This is a genomic window from Proteus genomosp. 4 str. ATCC 51469 (genome assembly GCF_003144375.1).
Lineage (GTDB): Bacteria > Pseudomonadota > Gammaproteobacteria > Enterobacterales > Enterobacteriaceae > Proteus.
Map to the genome: position 1 here is coordinate 19,540 of NZ_PENV01000001.1, position 26,985 is coordinate 46,524.

Consider the following 26,985-nt stretch of genomic DNA (forward strand, 5'->3'; position numbering starts at 1 on the left):
TTATGGTTTACTGTTATTAAAATAAATTATCAAAAATAGGCATTCTTCAAACTAAGTTTATATATATTTTTGAGGGGAAGTTCGAAAAATGCATAGATATCACTTCAACATTTGCCCTTTCACCCATTCTTGCACTTGTTTACGAGAGATTTTAATTCCGCCATTTTTAAGGCTTTCAGGAAGTTGTAAACAAGCAACAGGTCGTTGAAATCCGGCTAATAGAGAGTGATACCACTGTGGTAATTGATTGATTATTTCAATATCAGCATCCACAACTGCGACTGGACGCTGCCCAAATTCAGCATCATCAATAGGGACCACAAAAGATTGGCTAATACTTGGATGTGTATTAAGGATTTTTTCAATATCTTCTGGTTGAATTCCTTCACCGGCACTGAAAAAGAGATTATCCAAGCGCCCTAAAACACACCACTCATCTGCACTAAAACAGCCTTTATCTCGCGTTGAATACCAGCCATCAGCCGTAAGCGATAGCGGTTTTAATTTACCATCAAACCAATAACCTAATGCGACACTATCAGACATTATCTGGAGTTCATCATCCACTAACCTAACTTCTTTACCTTTTAGTGGAAACCCGACTCCTGCTTTACCATCTGCACGTTTTGCACAAACAGTTGATGCCATTTCGGTCATACCATAACCACACCAGCATTGAATTCCCCAATGTTCTGCTTCTTGCGTTAGCTCAATAGGGATCATTGCTCCCCCTAATAGAACCGACTTTAAGGTAACAGGTTGCTTATCTTGTTGCGTTCTACTTTGTAAGAAGCGCCATAATTGTGTGGGAACCAAAGAAGCATGAGTGCAACCTTGTAACGCTTTTTCAAAAGGGTGCATATCACGTACCACTAGAGTTGCGCCACGTAACAACCAACGCCAAAAAATACCTTGCCCAGAGACATGAAATAGAGGTAAAGAAAGTAACCAACTATCGCCTTTTTCAAAAGGCATTAATGACAAAACCCCCGTTGCACTACAAAGATGCGCATCAAAGGTATGCACCGCAGCTTTGGGTAAACCTGATGAGCCTGATGTCAAAATAAGTGTTGCCATACGAGATGGCTCCCATAAGACATCATTTATAGTTTGAGTTTTATATTGACGTGACGTGTTATCTAACTCAATACCTCTAAGATCAAGCAATGTTGCATTTAAATCTAGCGGTATCTCACTCAAATCAGCATAAAAATCAATACATAAGTGAGGTAATAATTCATCAAGTAAAGATTTTGGAAGCTGTGGATTTAAAGGTAAAACCTTCGCACCACATTGAAAAATAGCGAGTAGTGTAAAAACAAGATTGATATGATTTTTGCCTCGTAACAATACTGTGCTTTGAGTATTAACACCCTGCTTAATAAAATGGTTCGCTAATTGATTAATATGACAACTTAATTGTTGCCATGTAATAGGCGAATTGCCTGAAATGATGGCCGTTTCATTTGGGGTTAATTGTGCCCAGTGATGCCACGGCCATTGTTTAAATGGAACTACTGTTGCCATACTGTCTCTAGCTGTTCAAGAGAGATAAGTGGAATATCCACATTTGGCCAAGGACGAATAAGTTGCTGTTTGATTAAATCAACAGTATCGAGCCCCGGAATGCTATTAGGTGTTAACCACTGTGCAATTCTTGCTAATTGAGTCAGCCCGAAGCTACTTTCAATACTTGAGCTGATAATGGCATCTAATCCTAACGCATGCGCTTGTTTAACAAGCAGTTGACAGCGTTCAAGGCTTCCCACCAGCGTAGGTTTTATCACAATCGTAGTAACGCCGGCTTGTAGTTTTACTTCAAAACCGTCATCACGCACTGTTTCATCCCAAGCAATATTAATTCCTGTTGCTTGAGAAAAAGCCAGCGACTCTTCTGGTGTTTTGCAAGGCTCTTCTAAGAATGCGATACGATCACGCCATGCAGGGTTTACATACTTCGCAAATCCTTCTGCTTTGGCTGGTGTCCAGCTTCTGTTCGCATCCAATCTTAATTTTAAGTCTGGAATGGCTTCTAATAGCAGGTTAACAACGATCCCATCACGTACCGCTTCATATAATCCCACCTTGATTTTAGCGACTTTTTCACCTTCCATATCATTAAGGCTTAAAATCAAATCATCAGGATCGCCATTACATAAAGGAGCCGCGCGATAGTTTGCCTCTAGTGGCAATGTACCTTCAAGCTCTGCTAATGCACAACTTAGGCCAAAAGCCACGCTTGGCAGTTCACTGTGCTCTGGGTTTTCACCCGCACACCACGCAGTTAACCAAGATTGCGCTGATGCTTGTGCTTGCTCTAAAGTTTCACGGCTAAACTCAGGAAGAGGTGAAATTTCACCCCATCCTTGTTTGCCATTTTGCTCTAAACAGACAAGAAAACCATCACGCGTTTTTAGCCTTTGATAGCGCAGAACAACGCCTGCATCTACAGGTAGGCTGAATGAATAGAGTTTGGCGTTTCGCATCATGGGTTACGTTTAAATCGAGAGAAATCAGGTTGACGTTTTTCGTTAAAGGCGTTGCGGCCTTCTTGACCTTCATCCGTCATATAGAACAGCATAGTTGCATTACCCGCTAATTCTTGCAGGCCTGCTTGACCATCACAATCCGCATTTAATGCTGCTTTCAAGCAACGTAATGCCATTGGGCTGTTTTCCAGCATTTCACGACACCAACGAACGGTTTCTTTTTCAAGATCAGCATAAGGTACAACAGTGTTAACCAAGCCCATCTCTAATGCTTCTTTTGCATCATATTGACGGCATAAGAACCAAATTTCGCGCGCTTTCTTTTGGCCAACAATACGAGCCATATAAGAAGCACCCCAACCACCATCAAAAGAACCCACTTTAGGGCCTGTTTGACCAAAAATAGCGTTTTCTGCCGCGATAGTTAAGTCACACATCATATGAAGCACATGACCACCACCAATAGAATAACCAGCGACCATTGCCACAACAGGTTTCGGACAAGTACGGATTTGGCGTTGGAAATCCAACACATTCAGGTGATGCGTACCGCTATCATCACGGTATCCGCCGTAGTCACCACGAATTTTTTGGTCACCACCAGCACAGAATGCTTTTTCACCTGCACCTGTTAAAATAATAGTACCAATTGTGTCATCATAACGTGCATCGGCTAATGCTTGGATCATCTCTTTCACTGTCAAAGGACGGAAAGCATTACGCACTTGCGGGCGGTTAATCGTAATTTTTGCAATGCCATCGACTGATTTATGGTAGAGAATATCTTCAAAACCTTCAGAACAATCTAGCCATTCAATCGGTGCATATAACTTTTCTTCGCTCGGGTAAAGCATAATTAGGTTCCTTTAACCAAAGAGGGATAAAACATGATTTATCACCGCAGCATAAGCAGCTGGCTGTGCCTGATGTGCATTATGTCCAGCTTGCGGGATAGTCGTTAATGGTAGCGAATATTGCTGCGCTATCGCTTGAAATTTTTTATCTTTCTCACCACAAAGCCAAATAAATGGCAAAGTGAGTTGCTGCAATTCAGAGACTAGCCAAGGCTGATGACCTAAAGAAAGCATCTCTAAACTTTCTGCAATACAAAACCCCGCATTATGGCGACGTTTTTCAATCAGTAATTGTCGGTTTTCATCACTTAGATCAGCAAATACAGGTTGTTGATACCATTGTGTTAATACATCACAAATAGGTTCATTACGAAAACGCTCAGCCCAACGTTTATCATGTGCAATACGATTTTGCCTTTCTGTTGCATCATTTAAACCTGGGTTGCCACCTTCTACAATCAATCCCATTAACCCTGCCGTATCACCAAAACATGCATGATACATCGAGATCCTGCCACCTAACGAGTAACCAATTAACCAATAGTGATCAATACCTTGCTCTTTTAGAGTGTCTGTTAACAAAGTGCTCACTTCAACAAAATCTTTTGCGCTGATAGATGCAGAACCACCATGACGAGGCAAATCAATCACAAGTGATGGATATTCATGGCAAGCCTGAATGACAGGCTCCCATTCACAACCTTCACCTAATAGCCCATGCAACCAAACTAACCAAGGCCCTTCATTATGGGTATTATATCGCTGACATGCTAAAGTCATGAGATGTTACCTGTTTTACCAGCTGATTTAATGTTTTTGCACCATCAGTATCATCAACAATTAATTCAATTAATGTTGTTGTTGGCGCCCCTGTCCAGCAATCCTGAACAGTCGTTAACAGTGCATCCCAACTTGTTGGTGATACATAATGCAAACCAAACATTGCGGCTGCATGTTTGAAATTTAATGAGTGAGGCATACAGTAAAAACGTTCTCGTTCTGCCTCTGGCGTAGGTAACATAGAAAATATTTGCCCACCGTTATTATTCACTACGATAATAACATTAGGTGCATAAACTTGTTGATGTAACGCCAAACTATTTAAATCATACAGTGCCGATAAATCGCCCAAAATTGTTAATGTTGGCTTTTTTGTCGCGCGGTGAACACCTGCAGAGGTTGAAATTAAACCATCAATACCACTTGCACCTCGATTACTCATTACCGGATAACCTTGTGGTAATCGAGCAAAAGCATCAATTAATCTCACTATCAGACTATTGCCAACAAATAACTGTCCATCACTAGGAAGTAATTTATCTAATTGATGTGCAACCTGTGCTTCACCAAAATAATTCGTTATTTCACTTACCTTTTGATAGGTTTGTGTAGCTATACTCGTTAATGCTTTAGCCCAAGGTAAATTATCAACAGCTAGGTGTGCCCTTAACCATTGCATGGGTGATAATGTGAATTTTTCACCTTGATGATGACCGGGATCTAAGCGTCCTGGAATAGGGTCAACAATCCAATAAGTGTTGGGAGAACATCCCACCTGCCATTGCAATAAACGTTTACCTGTTAAGCTTGAGCCAAATTGAATAACGATTTCGGCATTATTAAGTTCTGATTTTGCTTGTGAGTTATTCAACCATAAATCGGCACAAGGTAATGGTTGTCCAGTTTGGGATAATACATCACCTAATAAAGGCCAACCTAATTGTGATGCCCATTTTGCGACTTCAACACCTTCTTCTGGGCTAATACGCCCTGCGATCACAACACCTTTTTTCTGGCGTAACTCATTCCATTGAGGATGTGTTGAAACTGCGTTAAAGCGAGTTTCTTGTAACCACGGTTTATCATTTTGCCACCAATTCCCTAAAGCCTCAGTCCATGGTGTTAATGTTTCAACATCATCACCATATAACGGTTCAGCAAAAGGACAATTAACGTGTAATGCGCCATGAACCAATGTATTCATCGCATTATCAAGTGTAGAAACTAACCAGCTTGCGGGAATATCCGTTGTCGGTCGTGGTAAAGAGAGTGTTTGTGAAGGATGCGTTGCAAAAATACCTTGCTGACGGATAGCTTGATTTGCACCGCAATCAATTAATTCGGGCGGTCGGTCTGCGGTTAAAAAGATAACTCGCTCCCCTGTTAATCCCGCTTCAATTAATGCCGGATACAAATTAGCGACAGCGGTACCTGATGTCACAATCACTGCAACAGGATCTTTGGTTGCTTTTGCCAACCCCAAAGCTAAATGACCAAGCCCACGTTCATCAAAATGCGTATGACATATTAATTTTTGATTAGCGGCAGCTGCGAGTGTTAAAGGAGTCGAACGTGATCCGGGTGCGATACAGATATGGCGTAAACCATGACGAGTCAAAGTTTCGAGTATAACTTTAGCCCATTGGCGATTAAACGAACTATTAGACATTGATCATCCCAACAACGAAAACCTGCAATTGCTATTATAATATCTGTTCCTAAATACTTTTCCTTAGCCTAGTTCAATGAACAGAAGTTTTCGTTAAATAAATCGTTAAAGAAAACACTCAAAGAGTGCATTATTTAGGCGAATTGTCCGCCTTATTTTCAAAGCGCTCTTTTTTATCGTTAAGAACAAGAATAAATAACGCTACAGTGCTAAAGAATAGCATCAATTAGTTAACAACTAGCAGTGGTTATTTGAAGAGTAGCACTAAATAACTGACTGTAAAAAAACACCCATCAAATTATGATGATTATTGCTGATGCTATTTATTCTAACTCAGACTTTTAGTAGAAAATTAACTCTCTTTCTCTAGCAATGTTCGTAAACCCGCCGCTTTATTTTCAATTTCTGTCCACTCTTGCTGTGGATCAGAGCCTGCCACAACACCCGCACCTGCATACAGCGTCAAGGTATCATCGTGCAACTCACCACAACGCAAGCTTACTGCAAATTCGGCATGAGGAAGCGATAAATACCCTGCAGATCCAGCATACCAACGACGCTCAAAAGGCTCATGTTTACGAATAAAAGTGCGCGCAACACTTCTTGGTAATCCACACACCGCCGCAGTTGGCTGTAATCGTTTTAAACAATCAATATCATCTGAATTAATTAATTTTCCATGAATATAACGACGAAGATGTTGTACTTTACGTAAACGGATAACATCAGCTGGAGAGACATCAATACCGTCAACACCACCTTGTAATCGTTGACAAATATCATCAACGACGACCAAATTTTCATGCTGGTTTTTTTTGTCATTCATCAGCCAATCTGCAAACGCTGTCGCTTGTTGCTCATTATCCGAACTCGCTACAGTTCCAGCTAACGCTTCGGTATACAACATCAAATCATCACGTTTATATAATCTTTCAGGAGTTGATCCCATAAAGGCATCTGAAGGTGAAAATGCCAGCATATAATGATAGCAATGATGATTGACATCACGACTTGCTTTCATAAATTGAATGGCTTTAAGTGGATTATCTAATGTTAAGCATGTAGCCCTTGCTGGCACTACTTTTTCAAATAAACCTTGGTTAATTTCATCTAATGCAATATCAAGATAATGAGTCCACTGCTCTTGCGTTAAAGAGTGATTAACTTGAGTCACAGAAACAGAAAGAGGCTCAATATCTAGCGATTGATTTAATGTTTGCAGAAAATCTAAGGTGTCTTTTTTATCAGCGTCATCAAGTAGATTTAAATGAACAGAAAGCTGTTGCTGGTGGCGCCTAATTTCAATTTTAGGTAAAAAAAGATAGGCATCATCCCCATTTATCTCATCTATACGGCCAGGAATAATGGTATCCCACGCATTTAAGCCCCAAATACGCACATCATCAATATTTATATCAGACTGATGAATTGCTAAAAATTGGCGAGCGTCTTGAATATGATTGAAGCAACATAATTGCCCACATGCTGCCACTTCTTCACTCTCATCGCGATGCTGCCAGTAAAATTGCGGATAATACACCTGGGCAGCAAGCCATGAGAGTAATGGGAACGAAACCTCTGACGGCAAGGCGACTTTCAAATGTAAAAGATTACCTTGTGCTGTCAGATTTATTTTTTTAACTTTTTCGTACAGTGTCGAAAACACAGGATTAACCTTTTCCACTCCAAATACCCACAACTAATTAAAAGGGAGATTATACGTCTCTATAAGAATTATCAAAGAGCTGATTAATTATAACCTTTGTCATTTATCAAAGTTTTGTATTTTTCATGTTACAAAGTAGAAGCATTAATCTGTAAATCCTAAATAGTAAACAAATCATTCTAAGAACATGCTGTATAGATAAAAAATCATTATACATAAGAGAGGTTATATGGATACAACCACCTATGAACATATAGATAAAATTATCGAAACGCCCGATATTCCCAAAGAGGCACTCAGCTTAATACTCGGAATAGATAACGAAAATGGGCGCTTACCCGGAATTGTTACTTCTCATGATTTAATTAAGATAAAATCTTATATTAACAAAGCACTTTCACTCCCTTACAAATTAGAAGATGTTATCAATTTTATTGGTTACAATGAAATAAGCATACAACAGCTCTCCTCTGATAATATCTTGTCTCTTTTTGTTCGTATCCGAGAACATGCATTTGAATGGAATAAAATTGAATATGCAATAAAACAACAAGCTATTGATTTAGAAATCATGGGAAGGGAAATAACATCCACGGGTGAAAATATCATCTTATTTATTAGCCAAATGCCTTTATTAACCAAAATCTCAACTGTTATCAATGATCTTTCTGATCAAGAATTAGCTAATATTAAATATACCGATCAGGATAAACAAATTTCGACCCAACTTATTCATATATTAGAAAGTATGAAACAAGATATCGAAACTGAACGAGATAAAACCCTTAAAATAAAAGATCTCTTATCTACCTTTAGAAGTAAAATAATGGGTGGGAAAGATAGTAGAAATATACAATATCAATCTATTTATCATGAGGTCATTAACAAAAAAAAACTCATTAATGAATTCAATAATAGTAATAATATCTCTCTCATTGATGAACGAGACTTACTGATTGAAGATATTAAAATATTAAAAGAGGAGTATAAAAACTATGTTGGTCTTGCTTTTACAGGACTTGCGGCAGGTATTATTGGCGTTATTATTACAGGAGGTATTTTTGGCGCTAAAGCTGAAAAAATACGCAAAAAGAGAAATGAATCAATAGAAAAAGTAAAAAGCCTTAATAAGGAGATAGATATCTATACTAATTTATCTCTCTATTTAAATTCTCTTTATATTGAATTGGACGATGTAGAACAACTTATCGAAGATACAAATATAGCATTAGAACATATTGAATATGTCTGGCAGGCCATAATAACAGAGATAGATGCATCAATAAGTAACTTCAATAAAATAAACAATGCATTAGAACTCATTAAATTTAGTATCTATTTAGAAAAAATCATTTCACCTTGGTATATGGTTATTGGCTATTCAAAAGAGATTTTTATTTCTTTTGATAATGCACTCTCTTCTTTTTACTCATCAAATTAACAAAAGGAAATTGTTATGAATAATAGTAAAAAACAGGTAACTCCTGAAATACTATTTGAGCATACAAAACTATTTCATGCTTATCGAAACATTCTTTATTTAAGTAATAATAAATGTTACATGAATAATGATTTCAATAACGAATTAACCTTATTTATAGAAAGAAACAATAAAAATATTGAAAATATTATCTATTTCTCACTTATTTTAAAAACAAGATTAAGACAAAAATTACTTAATGATACATTTAAAATAGTTAATGAAATTGATAATGAGATAAAAAAAGATTCACTCAGTATCGAATTAAAAATAAAATTAGAAGAGGAAAAGAAAGAGATACTAGATATATTTCTAAATGAAGTCAATGAAACTAAAAAAATCATTGATGAACATTGTTTATTTCTTTCATCAGAAATAAATCAACTTAAAACACAGTTTGTTAGTGATAGGGTTATGCCTTTTATTATTGATAAAGAAAATTTCATCAATACATTAACAACTCAAATTGCAACATTAGAGCATGAAAATGAAAAGACAAAACAAGAACTCGATATCATACGCCAAAGTGAAGATATTTTAAACAAACGGAGTTTTTTTGACCTTTTTAATGGCTCTATTCCTTTAAAATCAGAAATTGAAGCACTTAACATTGAAAATAAGGAAAAAAGTATTTTATCTTCATTGATAGAAATACTTAATACGTTATTTTCTACATTAAACCATGGTTTTTCATATGCTAAAATTGTTGAAACTCGTCATCAACTCACAACACTTTTTCTTTCACAAATAAAACAACTTAGCCAATTAAAAAATGAGAAGCAAAATACTTCATTTACATTAAAACACTACTATATGTTAATTGATATTGACCTTTTTTTAAGGGAGTTCATTGAACAATTAGTCGTGTTAAAGGAGTCTTGGAAAATGATAAATTCACAATTTACAACTTTAAAAAGTAATATGTCATTAACGGAAAAAATTCTTATCCCCCTTTTTCCATTCTTAGATAACTTCACTTTATATTATAGTAATAAAGAACAATTAAAATACACCGAAAATTAACCATAAAAAACGGCTCTATAAAAGAGCCGTTTTATTATTTGAATTTTTTGTTCTTACGATTAATTTACAGCAGGTGCAATAATCGCAAAATTCGTCAATTCAATTAATGGTTGTGGCCATACACCTAATGCAATCACAACAATCGCACAGATTAATGCAACAAATGTCGCCATATTTTGTGATGTGGTTGCAACCGCTGGCGTATTGTCATTGTCTGGTTTACGTAAGAAAACAATCGCAGCTGCGCGTAGGTAGTAGAATAAACCTATCGCACTGCCTAGCACGACCATACCAGTTAACCACCATAAGCTTGAGTTAATACCTGCAATAATCACATATAGTTTACCAATGAATCCTAAGGTAATTGGTACACCAGCCAGTGATAACATCATCAGGGACATAACTACAGCAACAACAGGACGGCGCCAGAATAATCCACGGTAATCTTCTAGTGAATCCATTTCGCTTTCACGATAAGGACTTGAAGCTACCGCGATTGCACCAAATGCACCTAAGCTTGCAAACAAGTAACCAGCTAAATAGATTTCGGCCGTTTCTTGCGCCAGCACAGGACTGTATTGCAATACAATTAATGCCACTAGCAGATAACCAAGATGTGATACCGAAGAGTAACCCAGTAAGCGCTTCACGCTTTTTTGCGTTAACGCCATAATGTTACCAAACAGAATAGAGGCAATTGCCATGAAACCTAAGATCATTCGTAAGGTTTCACTATCTGCTGCAGGCGCTTCAAGGAATAAACGCATCACAACTGCAAAAATACCAATCTTACTTGCAGTGGCTAAGAATGCCCCCGTTGGTGCTGGCGCACCTTGGTAAACATCAGGTGTCCATAATTGGAATGGGAATAAAGATAATTTAAATCCAATTCCCACCAACATCATGCCTAAACCTGCAAGCACTAATGGTTTATGGATATTGCTATCACTTAAACTTTGTCCCATAGCAGTAAAGGAAAGGTTTCCTGCTTCTGCATAGAGCAGTGCCATACCAAACAGTAAGAAAGAAGACGCAGCTGCTGAAAGCAGCATGTATTTAATACCCGCTTCCAGTGATGGACGTTGTTGGAATGCATAGCCGATAAGACCAAACAGTGGCAATGTCAGCAATTCAATACCAATAAACATCGATGCGAAATGATGAGCAGATGAGAGTAAAATCCCCCCCACTACTGCAATCGCAATCAGCAAGTAAAACTCTTCTTTGTTATCTTGATAGCCTTCTAACCAAGGATAAGCAAAAGCGATAGTACCAATACCAGAAAGAATAACTAGCGCAGTAAAGAAGCTAGAGTATCCATCAACATGGTAAAGCGTGGTCACGTCAACGACGCCTAATGCATTAACGTAATAGAGTGATCCCAACGCAATAATGAAACCCGTTGCTGTCAAAGTGGCAATGGTGAAATGATCGCGTCGCCACGCAATGGACAGCATCACAACCACCACCGTCAATCCGACGATTAATAGCGGTAGCATTGCGATCAATTGTTCAGGAGTTATTGTCATGGCGAATTACGGCCTTACTGTTGAAATAGAAGCGGAATACCAAGTCTGGAGATTTTCCATCGCTGATGCCGAGGTGTCTAATACTGGTTGTGGGAAGAAGCCCAAAATAACCAGTAAAACGACCAAGGTGATCAGGATAAAGAATTCTCTCAGATCCAACCCTTTATAGGTTCTTTCAGCTGTTTTCGGTGAACCGTAGTAAGCCTGTTGCATCATCCATAGTGCGTAAACAGATGCAAAGACTAAACCAAAGACCGAAATAATCGTGATCAGCTTAAAGTTGCCATAAGTACCAAACAGGATCATAAACTCACCAACGAAGTTACCTGTTCCTGGCATACCTAAAGAGGCAACTGCAAAGAACAGTGAAAACGCAGGTAAGAAACGGATGCTTTTCCACAATCCACCCATTTGATTCATATCACGCGTACCTAAGCGCTCATACAGCATGCCACACATGATAAATAGACCTGCAGCTGACAAACCGTTAGTGATCATCTGAATGATAGCACCTTGATAAGCCAATACAGAGCCAGCATAAATCGCAATCACGATAAAGCCCATGTGAGAAATACTACTGTAAGCCGCAAGACGTTTAATATCTGTCTGACGAAATGCCAGTAATGCTGCATAAAATACGGTAATTAAACCTAACCACATTGCCACAGGAGCAAGCAATGCTGATGCTTCTGGGAACAGTGGTAAGTTAAAACGTAATAAACCGTAAGCTGCTGTTTTTAACAAAATACCGGATAAGTCAACAGAACCCGCTGTTGGTGCTTCTGCGTGCGCATCGGCTAACCAGCCATGAACAGGAACAATTGGCATTTTCACCGCAAATGCAGCGAAGAAACCTAGCATCAGGATAAATTGTAGCTCGGTACCTAATACGGTGTGCGCTTGTAATAAGGTGTCATAGCTAAACGTCCAAATACCTGTTTCACGGTAGAAAGCAACCGCTAAACCGATAATGGCCAGCAACATTAACAGGCCACTTGCCTGTGTATAGATAAAGAATTTTGTTGCTGCACTGACGTGTGCTTTATCACTACTTCCTTTGTGTCCCCATAAAGAAATCAGGAAATACATTGGGATCAACATCATTTCCCAAAAGAAGAAGAATAAGAACAAGTCTGTTGCTAAAAATACGCCCATTACACCTGCTAAGATCCACAGCAGGTTAAAATGAAAAGCACCTTGTGATGGTTGGTTTTCACTCCACGAAGAGAGCACCGCCAAAATACCTAAAATTGCGGTTAAAACAGCCATCAGCAATGACATACCATCAAGTGCGAACTGGATGTTGATCCCTAACGCAGGTATCCACGGCACAAAGTAATACTCTGTCCAGCGTGGTGCTCCATCAGCACTGAGTAGTTGATAATCGCCTTGCAACCAAAGTTGCACAGAAATAACGAGTGTTAATCCCATCGTCAGCAACGCAACCCAGCGAGGAACTTGCGAGCCGATTCGTTCAGCCTGCCAACTTAGCAGGCCACCGATGAAGGGAATAAGTATTAGCCAGGGTAATAACATGGCGCAATGTGTCCCTTAATTAAACCAGAAGCAGCAGAGCGATAACCAGCACTGCACCTAAACCGAGAGAAGCCGCATACCAACGTGCTAATCCATTTTCACTGAAACTTAATCCTTTATTGGTGCCTTTAAGCAAGCAACCAAATAAATTAAAGAATTGGTTCACAGGATCATTTTGGATAAGCCACGCCGCCCCTTTATAAGGTTTGACAAACAGCACTTCATACAGAGCATCGAATCCCCAAGCATGGAACCACCATGTTGAGAAGAAACGACCAGTACGAGTATTGGCAACCTTAGAAACACATTGACGCTGTTTCAGGTATAACCATGCTGCAATGGCAACGCCTACAATCGCTACCACACCAGAAAGTATTTCTAACACATACTTACCATCATGAGATGTGCTTCCTTCAGGGAACACAGCACCTAACGGTTGAGTAATTAATGCACCGATAAACGTTGATAACAGTGCTAATACCGCTAATGGGAAAGTATGTGTAAAACCTTTAACTTGGTGTGCTTCGGTTTTGGTTTCACCATGGAATACGATGAAAATCAAACGGAAGGTATAAAGTGACGTAAATAACGCACCAATTAACCCTGCTAGCATTAAGTTAAAATGCCCGTTTGAGTACGCACCCCATAAGATTTCATCTTTACTGAAGAACCCTGCTGTTAATAGTGGTAATGCCGCTAATGCGCCACCACCAATTAAGAAACATGCATAAACAAATGGGATCTTCTTACGTAACCCTCCCATCTTAAAGATATTCTGTTCGTGGTGGCAGGCTACAATTACCGAACCTGCGGATAAGAACAGTAACGCTTTAAAGAAAGCGTGGGTCATTAAGTGGAAAATTGCGGCATCCCATGCTTGAGCGCCTAAAGCCAAGAACATATAACCAATTTGGCTCATGGTTGAATAAGCAAGAATACGTTTAATATCTGTTTGTACTAAGGCAGCAAAACCCGCTAACACTAATGTCACAGCACCGATAATACCGACTAACTCCAGTACTTCTGGTGCCATTAAGAATAGCGCATTGCTACGTGCCACTAAGTACACACCTGCTGTAACCATGGTTGCGGCGTGAATTAATGCAGATACAGGTGTTGGGCCTGCCATTGCATCGGCTAACCAAGTTTGTAATGGAAGCTGTGCAGATTTACCTACGGCACCGCCTAATACCATTAACATTGCCCAGTTAATAACACTTGAACCTACTGCTAATTGCTCAGGAGCAAGCACTGCCATTTCACGGAAGCTTAATGTACCTAATTGGTCAAACAGGATAAACATACCGATAGCTAAGAACACATCACCGATACGCGTTACGATAAACGCTTTCATCGCCGCTGCGCCATTGGCAGGATTGCTATAATAGAAACCAATTAACAGGTAGCTACATAGGCCAACCCCTTCCCAACCCATATACATCAGCATCATGTTATCAGCCAGTACTAAAACAACCATACTTGCGATAAATAAGTTGGTATAAGCAAAGAAGCGAGAATATCCTTCTTCTCCACGCATATACCACGATGCATACATATGAATAAGAAAGCCAACACCGGTAATAACACCCAGCATGGTTAATGAAAGACCATCAAGAACCAGAGTGAATGGAATATTAAAATTCCCTGCTGACATCCAGTTCCATAAAGTCAGAACATAAGTTTCTTGCCCATTGGCAAAGAAATCCATACCAGCCCAAAGTGCAACTAAAGCCGATAAACCAACCGAACCTGTACCAATCCATGCTGATACGTTTTCAGACCAACGACCACGTGAGAAAGCGAGCAGTAAAAATCCCAGCAGTGGTAGCAGAATGGTTAAATAGAGTATATTCATCCGCGCATCTCACTGACTGTATCAATATTGATGTTTTGGCGATGTCTATGAAGCTGTAACAACAATGCCAGACCAATACTTGCCTCTGCCGCTGCCAAGCTGATTGCCAGAATATACATTATCTGACCATCTGTTTGACCCCAAAAGCTACCACCGACAACAAATGCCAGTGCAGCCGCATTAATCATAATTTCTAGTCCGATCAACATAAACAACAGGTTGCGGCGAAGTACTAAGCAGGTAAAACCTAACACAAACAGTACCGCAGCCAAGATCAAACCATGTTGAAGAGGTATCATTTTTGCTCCCCTGCGTTTTCGTTTTCGACGAGATCGTCATGGCTCTGATCACGACCAATGTGATAAGCAACTATTAATCCTGACAATAAGAGAACAGATGCTAACTCAACAGCCAGAATATAAGGCCCAAACAAGCTAATACCGACCTCTTTCGCGCCAATTATTTCTCCAGTAATTTCACCGTGAGTAACACTACTAATTGCATAAATAAGCACGACTAATAGCATCAGAGATAAAAGTGCTGGCCCAATCCAAAACTTCGGTTGTAGCCACTTTCTCTCTTGATCAACGACGGATTTACCTAAGTTGAGCATCATCACCACGAAAACGAACAACACCATAATGGCGCCAGCGTAAACGATGATTTCTAATGCACCTGCGAAATAGGCGCCCAGCGAGAAGAAAACCACAGAGAGTGCAATCAATGAAATCACTAAGTACAACAATGCGTGTACTGGATTGGTATGAGTGATAACTCTCAATGTTGCAAGGATGGCAATCAGCCCCGCGATGTAAAATGCAAATTCCATGAATATCGCTCCTTACGGTAACAGGCTTTTGACATCGATAGGTTTAGCTTCATCATCTGCATCACCTTTATCTTTGCCGTTAATCGCCATACCTGTTTTACGGTAAAAGTTATATTCAGGATATTTGCCGGGTCCAGAAATCAACAAATCGTCTTTTTCATAAACCAGATCCTGACGCTTAAACTCACCCATTTCAAAATCAGGCGTCAATTGTAACGCCGTTGTTGGACAAGCTTCTTCACATAAACCGCAGAAAATACAGCGAGAAAAGTTGATACGGAAAAATTCCGGATACCAACGACCATCTTCATGTTCTGCTTTCTGTAATGAAATACAGCCAACTGGACAAACTGCTGCACACAAGTTACAAGCAACACAGCGCTCTTCACCATCGGGATCACGCGTCAATACAATACGTCCACGGTAGCGTGGTGCAACATTGACAGGTTCTTCCGGGTACATCTGTGTTTCGCGTTTGGCGAAGGCGTGTAAGCCAATCATCCAAATGCTTCGTACCTGGGTGCCGAAACCAGTCAATAACTCTTTTAAAGTCATGGTTCAATCACCCCTTATTGAGCGTTGTAAAGTATCACTGCAGCAGTTACCAGCAGGTTGATAAGAGTTAACGGTAAGCAAATTTTCCAACCAAAAGACATCACTTGGTCGTAACGCGGACGCGGTAACGATGCACGAATAAGGATGAACATCATCATGAAGAATCCTGTTTTCAGTGCAAACCAAATGAATGATGGTAAGAAAGGACCTTGCCAACCACCAAAGAATAACGTCACGATAAGACCTGATACTGCAACGATCCCGATATATTCACCGACAAAGAATAGACCGAATTTCATACCGGAATATTCAATGTGATAACCATCAGCAAGTTCTTGTTCTGCTTCTGGTTGGTCAAATGGATGACGGTGACAAACAGCAACGCCAGCAATCGCAAACGTAATAAAGCCGAAGAATTGTGGAATGACATTCCACATATTCGCTTGTGAATTCACAATATCTGTCAAGTTAAAAGAGCCTGCTTGAGCAACAACCCCTAAGATTGAGAGTCCTAAGAACACCTCATAACTTACGGTTTGTGCTGATGCACGCATAGCACCTAACAATGAGTATTTATTGTTACTTGACCAACCCGCAAATAACACGGCATAAACCGCGATACCCGCAACCATCAAGAAGAATAAAATACCGATGTTTAAGTCAGCAACAACCCATGTTGAGCTAACAGGTACAATGGCAAATGACAGCAATAAAGATGAAAACGCAATTACTGGTGCTATGGTGAAGATAAAGCGGTCAGCAAATTTTGGGATCCAGTCCTCTTTAAAGAACATTTTGATCATATCCGCAATTAGCTGTGCTGAACCTGCATAACCTACACGGTTAGGCCCATAACGGTTTTGGAATAATCCCAGTAAACGGCGTTCCCCCATACTCATAAAAGCACCACAGGTGACCACGACAAGCAAGATCACCACGGCTTTTAGAACGGTGAGTAAAATCTCTGTAACTTCAGGAGATAACCAGCTCATTATGCAATACCCCGCAGTTGACGAACCGATACACCCACCAGCGATGGAGAAATACCTGCCATACCTAACGGCAAGCCGATTTGACCTTGAGTCAGGTGAGCACTGATTTTCACAGGTAAGGTGAATTCACGACCTTCGTAAGTAAACATGGCTTGCTGACCCTGAGTTAACGCTAATGCTTGTGCATCAGATTCGCTCAATGTTAGATAAGCCGTTTCCATACGAGATTGGATAACTTCCGCACGTTGTGATAATTCTTCACTACCAAATAAACGGTAGCAAGGTGCGACAGTCCACTGATTTTTCTGTGCATTAAATGGCGCAGGAATATCCGTGAAGTAGCCTAGTGTATTATCACCACATTCAATTAGACGCACACCTGGATCACCAAAGCGTAAGCTGCCACCCACTTCGGCTTGGAATTTATTCCATGCTTGAGGTGAGTTCCAACCCGGTGCCCATGCAAATGGAATTTGCTGACGAGGCGCTGTTGGGCTGTTATTACCTTCCATTGAGAATGCAAATGGCGTGTCGATATCTTTTGGCTGACGCTGTTCATGAACAGACACATTCGCCAACATAGATGTACGACCACTATAACGATGTGGTTCACGTGCCAGTTTTTGACCGCGAATACGGAATGACGCATTCGGTGCAGCATCAACAATGCCCGCAAACTGAGGAAGACGTGTTGCACAATGTTCAATCACATTGTCTAACTGTGTCCAATCCAGTGTTCTTTCATGCCATTGTGAATCAACCGCACTTAACCAACGCCAGCTTTCATGCATCACGACTTCTTTGTTATAGAAAGAAGGTTCGAAAACTTGGAAGTAACGCTGTGCTCTGCCCTCTTGACTCACCATTGTTCCATCGCTTTCAGCGAATGAAGAAGCAGGGAGAACCAGATGTGCTTTCGCCATAATGTCTGTTTGCTGATGATCAATAACAATTAAGTTATCCACTTTCGCAACCGCATCATCAATCACATCAGCGTCGTAATGGCGATATAAATCGTTTTCCATAACAACAACGGTGTCAGCTTGACCACTGCGCATAATTTTTAACGCATCATCAAGAGGTTGCGCATTCATCATGGCAAGACCCATGCTGTTTGCATCATCAGCAACGAAAGAAAGTCCCACTTCATTGCCTTTTGCTTTTAATGCAAACGCAATGTTGGCAGCGGCTTTAATAACGTCTTCGCTACCTGCATGACTACCACTGATAATTAATGGTTTTTTTGCTTGAGAAAGTGCTTGAACAACCATCTCGATATGTTTATTCAGCGCTTCATCAATACCATCAACCGCAGGTGCTTCACCATTAATGTTATTGGCAATTGCAAAACCTAAGCGTGCTTGATCAACAACCGGGGCACGATAACTCCACGCAGCAACATCATCAAGACGAGTTTCATCAACATGAGTCACAAACAGAGGATATTTCGCACGTTGCCCGATATTCATAATCGCAGCAATTTGCCAGTCAGCGACTTTTTGTGCAGCAGCCATTTCGCGTGCTTTACCTTTCACTGCTTGGCGTACAGACAATGCCATACGAGCACCGGTTTGCGTTAAATCTTCACCTAACACTAAAACCGCATCGTAATCTTCAATTTCACGTAGAGATGGAGTATGAACACCACCGTTTTGTAAAATCTCTAGCATTAATGTCAAACGTTTCTGCTCTGATGCAGAAATACCGCTATAGAAGTTTTCAGCACCCACAACTTCACGTAATGCAAAGTTACTTTCGATACTTGCACGCGGTGAGCCAATACCGACAATACGCTGGCTTTTTTTCAGCATATCCGCAGCAGCTTGAGTTGCTTGAACAGCATTGATCTCTAACCAGTTACTACCTAAACGTTTTTTAGGTTGACGAGGTCTGCTTGCTAAGTTCACATAGCCATAGCCAAAACGACCACGGTCACAGAGGAAATAGCGGTTTACAGTCCCGTTATAGCGGTTTTCAATACGACGTAATTCACCATAACGTTCACCTGGGCTTGTGTTACAACCCATGCTACAACCTTGGCAAATACTTGGTGCAAACTGCATATCCCACTTACGGTTATAACGTGATGAGTGAGTTTTATCAGTAAATACACCCGTCGGACAAATTTCGACCAAGTTACCCGAGAATTCGCTCTCTAATGTGCCATCTTCAACACGTCCAAAGAAAACGTTGTTATGTGCACCAAAGACACCTAAATCAGTACCATCAGCATAGTCTTTGTAGTAACGAACACAGCGGTAACAAGCAATACAACGGTTCATTTCATGAGAAATAAACGGTCCCAGATCTTGGTTTCTATGTGTACGCTTTGTAAAGCGATAGCGACGCATAGTGTGACCTGTCATTACCGTCATATCTTGAAGGTGGCAGTTACCGCCTTCTTCACAAACTGGACAGTCATGAGGATGGTTTGTCATATACCATTCAACAACGCTTTCACGGAATTTCTTCGCTTCTTCGTCATCAATAGAAATAAACGTGCCATCAGTCGCTGGTGTCATACAAGACATCACTAAACGACCGCGGGTATCCTCAGCATTTTGATACTGCTTAACCGCACACTGGCGGCAAGCGCCAACGCTTCCCAGCGCTGGGTGCCAGCAAAAATAAGGAATATCTAAGCCTAAATTAAGACAGGCTTCTAACAGGTTATCAGCCCCGTTAACTTCATATTCTTTGCCGTCTACATGAATCGTAGCCATAGTCAGCATGCTTCCCAAAGGCCTGCACAGCAGGCGTTAAACCTAGAATGTGTCGTGAAAAATTACCAGCGGCTTTTCAGCAAGTTAGGCTGAATACCTCTGATTAAGTTGGCATTGGTATAATCTTCTTGAATAATGCCCGCTTCAAATTCTTCACGGAAATATTTAATGGCGCTTTGTAAAGGTTCTACTGCACCCGGTGCGTGAGCACAGAATGTGTGTCCTGGACTTAAAGAACGACATAAATGCTCAAGGGTTTCAATATCACCAGGGCGGCCTTTACCGTTTTCTATCGCACGTAAGATTTCGACACTCCATGGCAAGCCATCACGACAAGGTGTACACCAGCCGCAAGATTCACGCGCAAAGAATTCTTCTAAGTTGCGAGTTAATGAAACCATATTAATTTCATTATCTACTGCCATCGCAAGCGCTGTGCCTAAACGGCTACCTGCTTTTGCAATCGTGCCAAAATCCATTGGGAGGTCGAGATGATCTTCAGTTAGAAAGTCAGTACCTGCACCACCTGGTTGCCATGCTTTCAGCTTAAGACCATCGCGCATACCGCCTGCGTAATCTTCAAGGATCTCACGCGCTGTTGTACCAAATGGTAATTCCCATAAGCCCGGAAATTTCACGCGACCTGAGAATCCCATTAATTTAGTACCCGCATCTGGGCTTTTGCCTTCACTTAAGCCGATATACCAATCTTTGCCATGTTCAATAATCGCGGGCACATTACACAGTGTTTCAACGTTATTGACACAGGTTGGTTTACCCCATGCACCTGATGTTGCAGGAAATGGTGGTTTAGAGCGCGGGTTAGCACGACGACCTTCTAAGGAGTTGATTAATGCTGTTTCTTCACCACAGATGTAACGACCAGCACCTGTATGAACGAACAGTTCAAAATCAATACCTGAACCGAAGATATTTTTACCAAGGAAACCCGCTGCTTTTGCTTCCTCAATTGCATGGCGTAAATGCTTAGCCGCTTCAATATATTCGCCACGAAGGAAAATATAACCACGATAAGCTTTTAGTGCGTGAGCACCGATAATCATCCCTTCAATTAACAGATGTGGAAGTTCTTCCATTAAGAGACGGTCTTTATATGTTCCCGGCTCCATTTCATCTGCATTACAAAGGATGTAACGGATATTCATGCTTTCATCTTTTGGCATCAGGCTCCATTTCAAGCCTGTTGAGAATCCAGCACCACCACGACCTTTTAGGCCAGCATCTTTGACTTCTGTCGTAACTTCAGTCGGTGACATGCCTTTTAATGCTTTTTCTGCCGCTTTATAACCGTTTTTAGCACGGTATTCATCCAGCCATACAGGCTGACGATCATCGCGTAAGCGCCACGTTAGCGGGTGCGTTTCTGCGCTACGAATAATCGGTTTTGCTCCTGAAATTGCTGTCATGGATACTGCTCCAGTAACGTTTCAATCTCTTCAGGTTTAACAAAGCTGTGAGTATCGTCATCTACCATCATGGTAGGACCTTTATCACAATTACCTAAACAGCAGGTTGGCAGTAATGTAAAGCGACCATCTGGTGTTGTTTGACCAGGGATGATATTAAGATGCTTTTCAATTGCTGCTTGAATGCCTTGATAACCTGTAATATGACAAACCACGCTGTCACAAAAACGAATAATGTGACGACCAACGGGTTGACGGAAAATTTGGCTATAGAACGTAGCAACGCCTTCAACATCGCTAGCAGGGATACCAAGAACATCCGCAATCGCATAGATTGCGCCGTCTTCCACCCATCCACGGTTCTTTTGCACAATTTTCAGTGCTTCTATAGATGCTGCTCGCGGATCTTCGTAGTGATGTTTTTCTTGTTCAATTTCAGCACGTTCTTCTTCAGTTAATACAAACGTCGCTTTCTTTGAATGCGTGACATCAACAACTTCAATCTGCACCGCATCATCTTTTTGGTTTAATTCATTTTGCATGATTAACGATCCACATCCGACATTACAAAATCAATACTTCCCAGATACACAATCAAGTCAGAAACCAAGCTACCGCGGATAACCGCTGGGATTTGTTGCAAGTGAGCAAAGCTAGGCGTACGAATACGTGTGCGATAGCTCATTGTGCTGCCATCACTGGTTAAGTAATAGCTGTTGATCCCTTTAGTGGCTTCAACCATCTGGAATGATTCATTAGCAGGCATAACCGGGCCCCATGAAACCTGTAAGAAGTGATTAATCATGGTTTCGATATGCTGTAATGTGCGCTCTTTTGGTGGAGGCGTTGTCAGTGGATGGTCTGCTTTAAATGGCCCTTCTGGCATGTTTTTATAGCACTGTTCTAAAATGCGTAAGCTCTGGCGTAACTCTTCTACTTTCAGCATTACACGATCGTAACAGTCACCATTACTTGCGACAGGAATTTCAAATTCAAAGTTTTCATAACCTGAATATGGACGCCATTTACGCACGTCAAACTCAACGCCTGTTGCACGAAGACCAGCACCTGTGACACCCCACTCTAACGCTTCTTTCGAGTTATATGAGGCGACACCGATAGTACGACCTTTCAAAATACTGTTTTGCAACGCTGCTTTTACGTAAGAATCTAGACGTTTTGGCATCCAATCTAAGAATTCACGTAATAAACGTTCCCAACCGCGTGGCAAGTCATGAGCAACACCGCCAATACGGAACCATGCAGGGTGCATACGGAATCCAGTAATCGCTTCAACAATGTTGTAGACTTTTTGACGGTCAGTAAAGGCGAAGAACACCGGTGTCATTGCACCAACGTCTTGGATAAAGGTACTGATATACAGTAAGTGGCTATTAATACGAAATAGCTCAGACAGCATGACACGAATGACTTTAACGCGTTCAGGCACTTCGATACCAGCAAGTTTTTCCACTGCAAGTACATAAGGCATTTCGTTAACGCATCCGCCAAGGTATTCGATTCGATCTGTATATGGGATATAGCTGTGCCAAGATTGGCGCTCACCCATTTTTTCAGCACCACGGTGGTGATAACCCACATCAGGTACACAGTCGACGATTTCCTCACCATCAAGCTGAAGAATAATACGGAATGCACCGTGAGAGGATGGATGGTTAGGGCCGAGGTTTAAGAACATAAAGTCCTCATTCTCCGTACCGCGTTTCATTCCCCACTCTTCAGGTTTAAATGTCAGCGATTCCATTTCCAGATCCTGCTTCTGCTTTGTCAGCACATAAGGATCGAACTCTGTCGCACGAGCAGGATAATCTTTACGCAGTGGATGACCTTCCCAATCAGGAAGCATCATTATACGGCGTAAATTTGGGTGCCCATTAAAGACAATCCCAAACATATCCCAGACTTCACGCTCATACCAATTCGAGTTAGGAAAGAGAGATGTGATTGTCGGAACATTAAGATCATTTTCACTTAATGCGACTTTCAACATAATATCTTTATTACGATCGATTGATATCAGATGATAGAAAACGGAAAAGTCTGCTGCAGGCAAGCCTTGACGGTGCGTACGAAGGCGCTCATCAAAGCCATGCATATCAAACAGCATGACATAAGGTTTTGGTAAAGATTTGAGGTATTGCATTACCTCAATGAGTTGTTCCCGCTTAACCCAAACAACTGGCATGCCAGTACGAGTAGGCTGGAACGTAAACGCATCTGGCCCAAATTTCTGACGCAGTTCATTAACCACCTGATCATCAATATGATCGGTCGTTTCCCACGCTGGCCGAGCGCCTTTTTGCGCTATCTGATCGGTCATTTCTATTCACCACAACTTTGATCAGGGTTACTATGATCGCAACACATTGCTCTGGTTACGTCTTAGGCAAAAGCCTTTAAATTTCGTCAGGAGTACGCAGATTTTTGACTGCGATACGCTCACCGTGTTTTCTTTCTCGTTCTGATTGCATATTGGCACGGTAAACGCCTTGGTCGCCGACAACCCATGATAATGGGCGACGTTCTTTACCAATGGACTCTTGTAATAACATTAATGCTTGCATATAAGCTTCAGGGCGTGGCGGACATCCAGGAATATACACATCAACTGGAATGAACTTATCCACACCTTGCACTACGGAATAGATGTCATACATACCACCAGAGTTAGCACATGCACCCATAGAGATAACCCATTTAGGTTCTAACATCTGATCGTATAAACGCTGAATAACCGGTGCCATTTTTGTAAAGCAAGTACCTGCAACCACCATAAAGTCAGCTTGACGAGGGGATGCACGTAATACTTCTGAACCAAAACGAGCCACGTCATGCACAGCTGTAAATGACGTCACCATTTCAACGTAACAACAAGAAAGACCAAAGTTATATGGCCATAAAGAGTTTTTCCGTCCCCAGTTCACAACGTCATGCAACGCATGTTCCAGTTTTCCCATATACACGCTGCGATGAACGTGAGCATCTAATGGGTCACTGACAATTTCCTGTGATTGCAGGGGATAACGGTCATTCTCACCGTTCGGATCTATGCGGGTGAGGGTATAATCCATTTCTAATGCCTCGCTTATTACTGCTGCGGATGTTTGCCGCTGGTTAATCGAACATGGCTTTTACTCGCAGTTTCACGGCGAGAGCGAATAGGCGTCCAATCTAATGCACCTATACGAACCAAATAGAATAATCCAGCTAATAAAATAGCGATGAAGACTGATGCTTCAATAAAGCCTAACCAGCCGACTTCACGAACGGAAACAGCCCAGGCATAAAGAAACAGTGCTTCAACATCGAAAATAACGAAAAACATGGCAACTAAATAGAATTTAGCCGACATGCGCAGACGAGCGCTGCCAACAGAATCAAGACCAGATTCATAAGGAACATGCTTTGCCCTTGCCTGTGCGCGTCCGCCTAAATAGCGGGCACCCAACAACATGAGCGAACATAACCCCAATGCGCCTATGAGGAAGACAGCAAATGCCCAATGATGGGCGATAACTTCGGTGGTTGTAGACATACTCATTGCTTACTCATCAAAGGTGGTGTCAATTAACCAACTCTTATCCGGCGGTTTACACCACATTTCTAATTACGAAAAAAAAGGCGAATTAAACAGGCTTGCTAATTAAAGAAATAATAACAGTCTATTTATACCTTTCTTATTTTTTAGAAAACTTTGTAATAAATTACGCTGTTTTCTATCGCGATTTAACAAATTTAACACTCATTTTTAACACCCAATTACTGGCTAATGCTAAAACGTGTCAGTCAATCTACAAAATTTTTGCTAACACGCTTAGTCTAACCGATAATTCGATTTTACTACACCAGTATCTCAGGAAAAACCTGACTCAACACAGGCAAATGTGCCTTATTTTCTTGATCAAACTCACAAAATAGTCGAAAAAATACTTAATCAGTTTAAAATTTATCCAAATTTTAACAAATTAACTTTCCAATATTGTGGAGGAGGTCAAATATCCGTTTTGATTTGCGTTTTTATTCTCTAAAAACCTAGACAATCTTTTTATTTGTTAACAAATCCTACAACTGATTAACCAAGGAGGAAGGTAAACATTTTTTTAACAAGTAGTTAAGGCGGTTATGGAATGAAATGTCACAAAGATAAATACATAAACCAACATAAATATTAACATAATGTTACTATATCCAAATATGACAATAAAAAAACGGAAATAAATGCGCTTAATTGCATCTATTCCCGTTTATCATTATTCATCACTATTCAGTCTTATTTGACTGTTTTTTTTAATCTTTAATTTTTGTGTTTTAACACTCAATATTTACACAACGATTAATGTGATTATTCCAGATCAGTAGAGCTAATATCTTCAGGTGCAGTGACGGTATAAGGTGTTTTCTTGTTTTCAATTGCATTGAATACTGTTAACACCGCTTCATTTTGTTCATCAAAGTTACGATATAACCAATATTGTGTTTCAGGTAAACGAGGTAAACCTTCGCTTTCGCCTAAAATACGTAAATCGGCATTTTGCATTTCAAGTGGACGCGCTGTAATACCCACTTCTGCATTTACGGCAGCACGAACAGCTGATAAAGAAGCCGCTTCATAAGCAATACGCCATTGAATGCCCGCATCATCTAGTGTGTTCGTTGCTAATTGACGGAATGGGTTTGTTTCATCCATCACAACTAAAGGGATCGGCTCATTCATTTGTATTTGGAAATCAGGCGCACAGTGCCATAACACAGGTGCGGTGCGTAACGCTGTACGCGGATGATGACCAATACGGGCTGTTGTTAATGCTAAATCAATTTCATGATTATCTAGCATTGTTTCAATATATTGAGAACGTTTAATACGTACATCAACCGCTAAACGCGGATATACTGATGCGATACGATTTAATAAAAAAGGCAATAAAGTATCAACAGAGTCGTCAGAGGCACCAATACGTAACTCCCCTTCCGCATCGCTATACGTTAATGACGCAGTTGCATCATCATTCGCACGTAAAATTTGACGTGCATAACCTAATAATTGAAGGCCATGCTCTGTAAGTAACTTATTACGACCATGACGGGCAAAAAGCTCTCTGCCCACCAATTGCTCTAAACGTTGCATCTGCTGACTAACAGCAGACTGGGTTCGACATACGGCAGCCGCTGCGGCTGCAAACGTGTTTAAATCTGCTACAGCTACAAACGTTCTAAGCAGATCGAGGTCGAGATTCATTATCGGACGATTTGCATTAATCATTGTTTATTCTTCACTTATTTTTGATTTTTAAATTACATATACCTGGTGTTTTTTATCAAAAGTCTAAAAAAGACTTCTAATTAGACAGTACTCTACTCTGAAAAGGAGAGCAAAGACATACCGAATACTTTACATTTGTTTCTTATCGTTTACACCTCCTAGATAGAAAGGAATTGCATCTTTTTGTAACAAATTAAATTTTATTATCATTTCAAGCATTCACAAGAAAGAACTGCATACCATCATCACAAGTTAGACTTGGATCATACTATATTGCTTTCTCGTACATAAATTTTA

At 40.6% G+C, this 26,985-nt stretch carries 22 protein-coding genes; 2 read left to right on the plus strand and 20 right to left on the minus strand.

What is annotated here, in order from left to right; all coding sequences use genetic code 11:
* Positions 1 to 99 precede the first annotated feature (99 nt).
* The 6 genes from menE to DK866_RS00115 form a co-directional block, all read right to left on the minus strand.
* Entirely contained in the window at positions 100 to 1,527 is a 1,428-nt protein-coding gene (menE, locus tag DK866_RS00090) for an o-succinylbenzoate--CoA ligase (protein ID WP_109407233.1), read from the minus strand.
* Positions 1,515 to 2,486 carry an o-succinylbenzoate synthase gene (gene menC, locus DK866_RS00095; RefSeq protein ID WP_109407234.1) on the minus strand — a complete coding sequence of 324 codons (972 nt, stop codon included), beginning with the start codon at positions 2,484 to 2,486 and terminating at the stop codon, positions 1,515 to 1,517. Before menC ends, menE begins: the two co-directional genes overlap by 13 nt.
* On the minus strand, positions 2,486 to 3,343 hold the full coding sequence (menB, locus tag DK866_RS00100; RefSeq protein WP_109407235.1) for a 1,4-dihydroxy-2-naphthoyl-CoA synthase: 858 nt from the start codon (positions 3,341 to 3,343) through the stop codon (positions 2,486 to 2,488). The genes menC and menB overlap by 1 nt, the downstream gene beginning before the upstream one ends.
* A gap of 12 nt (positions 3,344 to 3,355) precedes the next feature.
* Positions 3,356 to 4,123 carry a 2-succinyl-6-hydroxy-2,4-cyclohexadiene-1-carboxylate synthase gene (gene menH / locus DK866_RS00105; RefSeq protein ID WP_109407236.1) on the minus strand — a complete coding sequence of 256 codons (768 nt, stop codon included), beginning with the start codon at positions 4,121 to 4,123 and terminating at the stop codon, positions 3,356 to 3,358.
* On the minus strand, positions 4,098 to 5,792 hold the full coding sequence (gene menD / locus DK866_RS00110) for a 2-succinyl-5-enolpyruvyl-6-hydroxy-3-cyclohexene-1-carboxylic-acid synthase (RefSeq protein ID WP_109407237.1): 1,695 nt from the start codon (positions 5,790 to 5,792) through the stop codon (positions 4,098 to 4,100). The genes menH and menD overlap by 26 nt, the downstream gene beginning before the upstream one ends.
* Positions 5,793 to 6,144: 352 nt before the next feature.
* Positions 6,145 to 7,476 carry an isochorismate synthase gene (locus DK866_RS00115; protein WP_109407238.1) on the minus strand — a complete coding sequence of 444 codons (1,332 nt, stop codon included), beginning with the start codon at positions 7,474 to 7,476 and terminating at the stop codon, positions 6,145 to 6,147.
* A gap of 211 nt (positions 7,477 to 7,687) precedes the next feature.
* Here DK866_RS00115 and DK866_RS00120 point away from each other — a divergent pair, with 211 nt between their 5' ends.
* Together DK866_RS00120 and DK866_RS00125 are read left to right on the plus strand one after the other, a co-directional pair.
* Positions 7,688 to 8,899, plus strand: a complete 1,212-nt coding sequence (locus tag DK866_RS00120; protein ID WP_109407239.1) for an alpha-xenorhabdolysin family binary toxin subunit A — start codon at positions 7,688 to 7,690, stop codon at positions 8,897 to 8,899.
* Positions 8,900 to 8,914: 15 nt separating this feature from the next.
* Entirely contained in the window at positions 8,915 to 9,961 is a 1,047-nt protein-coding gene (locus DK866_RS00125; RefSeq protein ID WP_109407240.1) for an alpha-xenorhabdolysin family binary toxin subunit B, read from the plus strand.
* A 59-nt stretch (positions 9,962 to 10,020) separates the two neighbouring features.
* Here the strand turns inward: DK866_RS00125 and nuoN are convergent, their stop codons facing one another.
* From nuoN to hexA, 14 genes are all read right to left on the minus strand, one after another.
* The gene (gene nuoN / locus DK866_RS00130) at positions 10,021 to 11,490 is read right to left on the minus strand and encodes an NADH-quinone oxidoreductase subunit NuoN (RefSeq protein WP_109407241.1); all 1,470 of its coding nucleotides are present in this window, start codon (positions 11,488 to 11,490) and stop codon (positions 10,021 to 10,023) included.
* A gap of 6 nt (positions 11,491 to 11,496) precedes the next feature.
* Entirely contained in the window at positions 11,497 to 13,026 is a 1,530-nt protein-coding gene (nuoM, locus tag DK866_RS00135; protein WP_109399896.1) for an NADH-quinone oxidoreductase subunit M, read from the minus strand.
* 19 nt (positions 13,027 to 13,045) lie between these two features.
* Entirely contained in the window at positions 13,046 to 14,881 is a 1,836-nt protein-coding gene (nuoL, locus tag DK866_RS00140; RefSeq protein ID WP_109407242.1) for an NADH-quinone oxidoreductase subunit L, read from the minus strand.
* Positions 14,878 to 15,180: an NADH-quinone oxidoreductase subunit NuoK gene (gene nuoK, locus DK866_RS00145; protein WP_023581731.1), complete on the minus strand. Its 303-nt coding sequence runs from the start codon at positions 15,178 to 15,180 to the stop codon at positions 14,878 to 14,880. The genes nuoL and nuoK overlap by 4 nt, the downstream gene beginning before the upstream one ends.
* Positions 15,177 to 15,710 (minus strand): NADH-quinone oxidoreductase subunit J, encoded by a 534-nt coding sequence (nuoJ, locus tag DK866_RS00150; protein WP_072063175.1) that lies wholly within the window; start codon positions 15,708 to 15,710, stop codon positions 15,177 to 15,179. Before nuoJ ends, nuoK begins: the two co-directional genes overlap by 4 nt.
* A 12-nt stretch (positions 15,711 to 15,722) precedes the next feature.
* Positions 15,723 to 16,265, minus strand: a complete 543-nt coding sequence (gene nuoI / locus DK866_RS00155) for an NADH-quinone oxidoreductase subunit NuoI (RefSeq protein ID WP_006533299.1) — start codon at positions 16,263 to 16,265, stop codon at positions 15,723 to 15,725.
* A 14-nt stretch (positions 16,266 to 16,279) separates the two neighbouring features.
* On the minus strand, positions 16,280 to 17,257 hold the full coding sequence (nuoH, locus tag DK866_RS00160; RefSeq protein WP_006533300.1) for an NADH-quinone oxidoreductase subunit NuoH: 978 nt from the start codon (positions 17,255 to 17,257) through the stop codon (positions 16,280 to 16,282).
* The gene (gene nuoG, locus DK866_RS00165) at positions 17,257 to 19,989 is read right to left on the minus strand and encodes an NADH-quinone oxidoreductase subunit NuoG (RefSeq protein WP_109407243.1); all 2,733 of its coding nucleotides are present in this window, start codon (positions 19,987 to 19,989) and stop codon (positions 17,257 to 17,259) included. Before nuoG ends, nuoH begins: the two co-directional genes overlap by 1 nt.
* A 53-nt stretch (positions 19,990 to 20,042) precedes the next feature.
* Positions 20,043 to 21,407 carry an NADH-quinone oxidoreductase subunit NuoF gene (gene nuoF / locus DK866_RS00170; protein WP_072063177.1) on the minus strand — a complete coding sequence of 455 codons (1,365 nt, stop codon included), beginning with the start codon at positions 21,405 to 21,407 and terminating at the stop codon, positions 20,043 to 20,045.
* Complete coding sequence (gene nuoE / locus DK866_RS00175) at positions 21,404 to 21,949, minus strand: NADH-quinone oxidoreductase subunit NuoE (RefSeq protein WP_109407244.1); 546 nt, start codon at positions 21,947 to 21,949, stop codon at positions 21,404 to 21,406. The genes nuoF and nuoE overlap by 4 nt, the downstream gene beginning before the upstream one ends.
* 2 nt (positions 21,950 to 21,951) lie before the next feature.
* Positions 21,952 to 23,748: an NADH-quinone oxidoreductase subunit C/D gene (gene nuoC, locus DK866_RS00180; RefSeq protein ID WP_109407245.1), complete on the minus strand. Its 1,797-nt coding sequence runs from the start codon at positions 23,746 to 23,748 to the stop codon at positions 21,952 to 21,954.
* A gap of 76 nt (positions 23,749 to 23,824) precedes the next feature.
* The gene (locus tag DK866_RS00185) at positions 23,825 to 24,499 is read right to left on the minus strand and encodes a NuoB/complex I 20 kDa subunit family protein (protein ID WP_004243697.1); all 675 of its coding nucleotides are present in this window, start codon (positions 24,497 to 24,499) and stop codon (positions 23,825 to 23,827) included.
* Between the two features lie 17 nt (positions 24,500 to 24,516).
* Complete coding sequence (locus DK866_RS00190) at positions 24,517 to 24,969, minus strand: NADH-quinone oxidoreductase subunit A (protein ID WP_072068609.1); 453 nt, start codon at positions 24,967 to 24,969, stop codon at positions 24,517 to 24,519.
* A gap of 801 nt (positions 24,970 to 25,770) precedes the next feature.
* The gene (gene hexA / locus DK866_RS00200; RefSeq protein WP_109407246.1) at positions 25,771 to 26,688 is read right to left on the minus strand and encodes a transcriptional regulator HexA; all 918 of its coding nucleotides are present in this window, start codon (positions 26,686 to 26,688) and stop codon (positions 25,771 to 25,773) included.
* Positions 26,689 to 26,985: the final 297 nt, after the last annotated feature.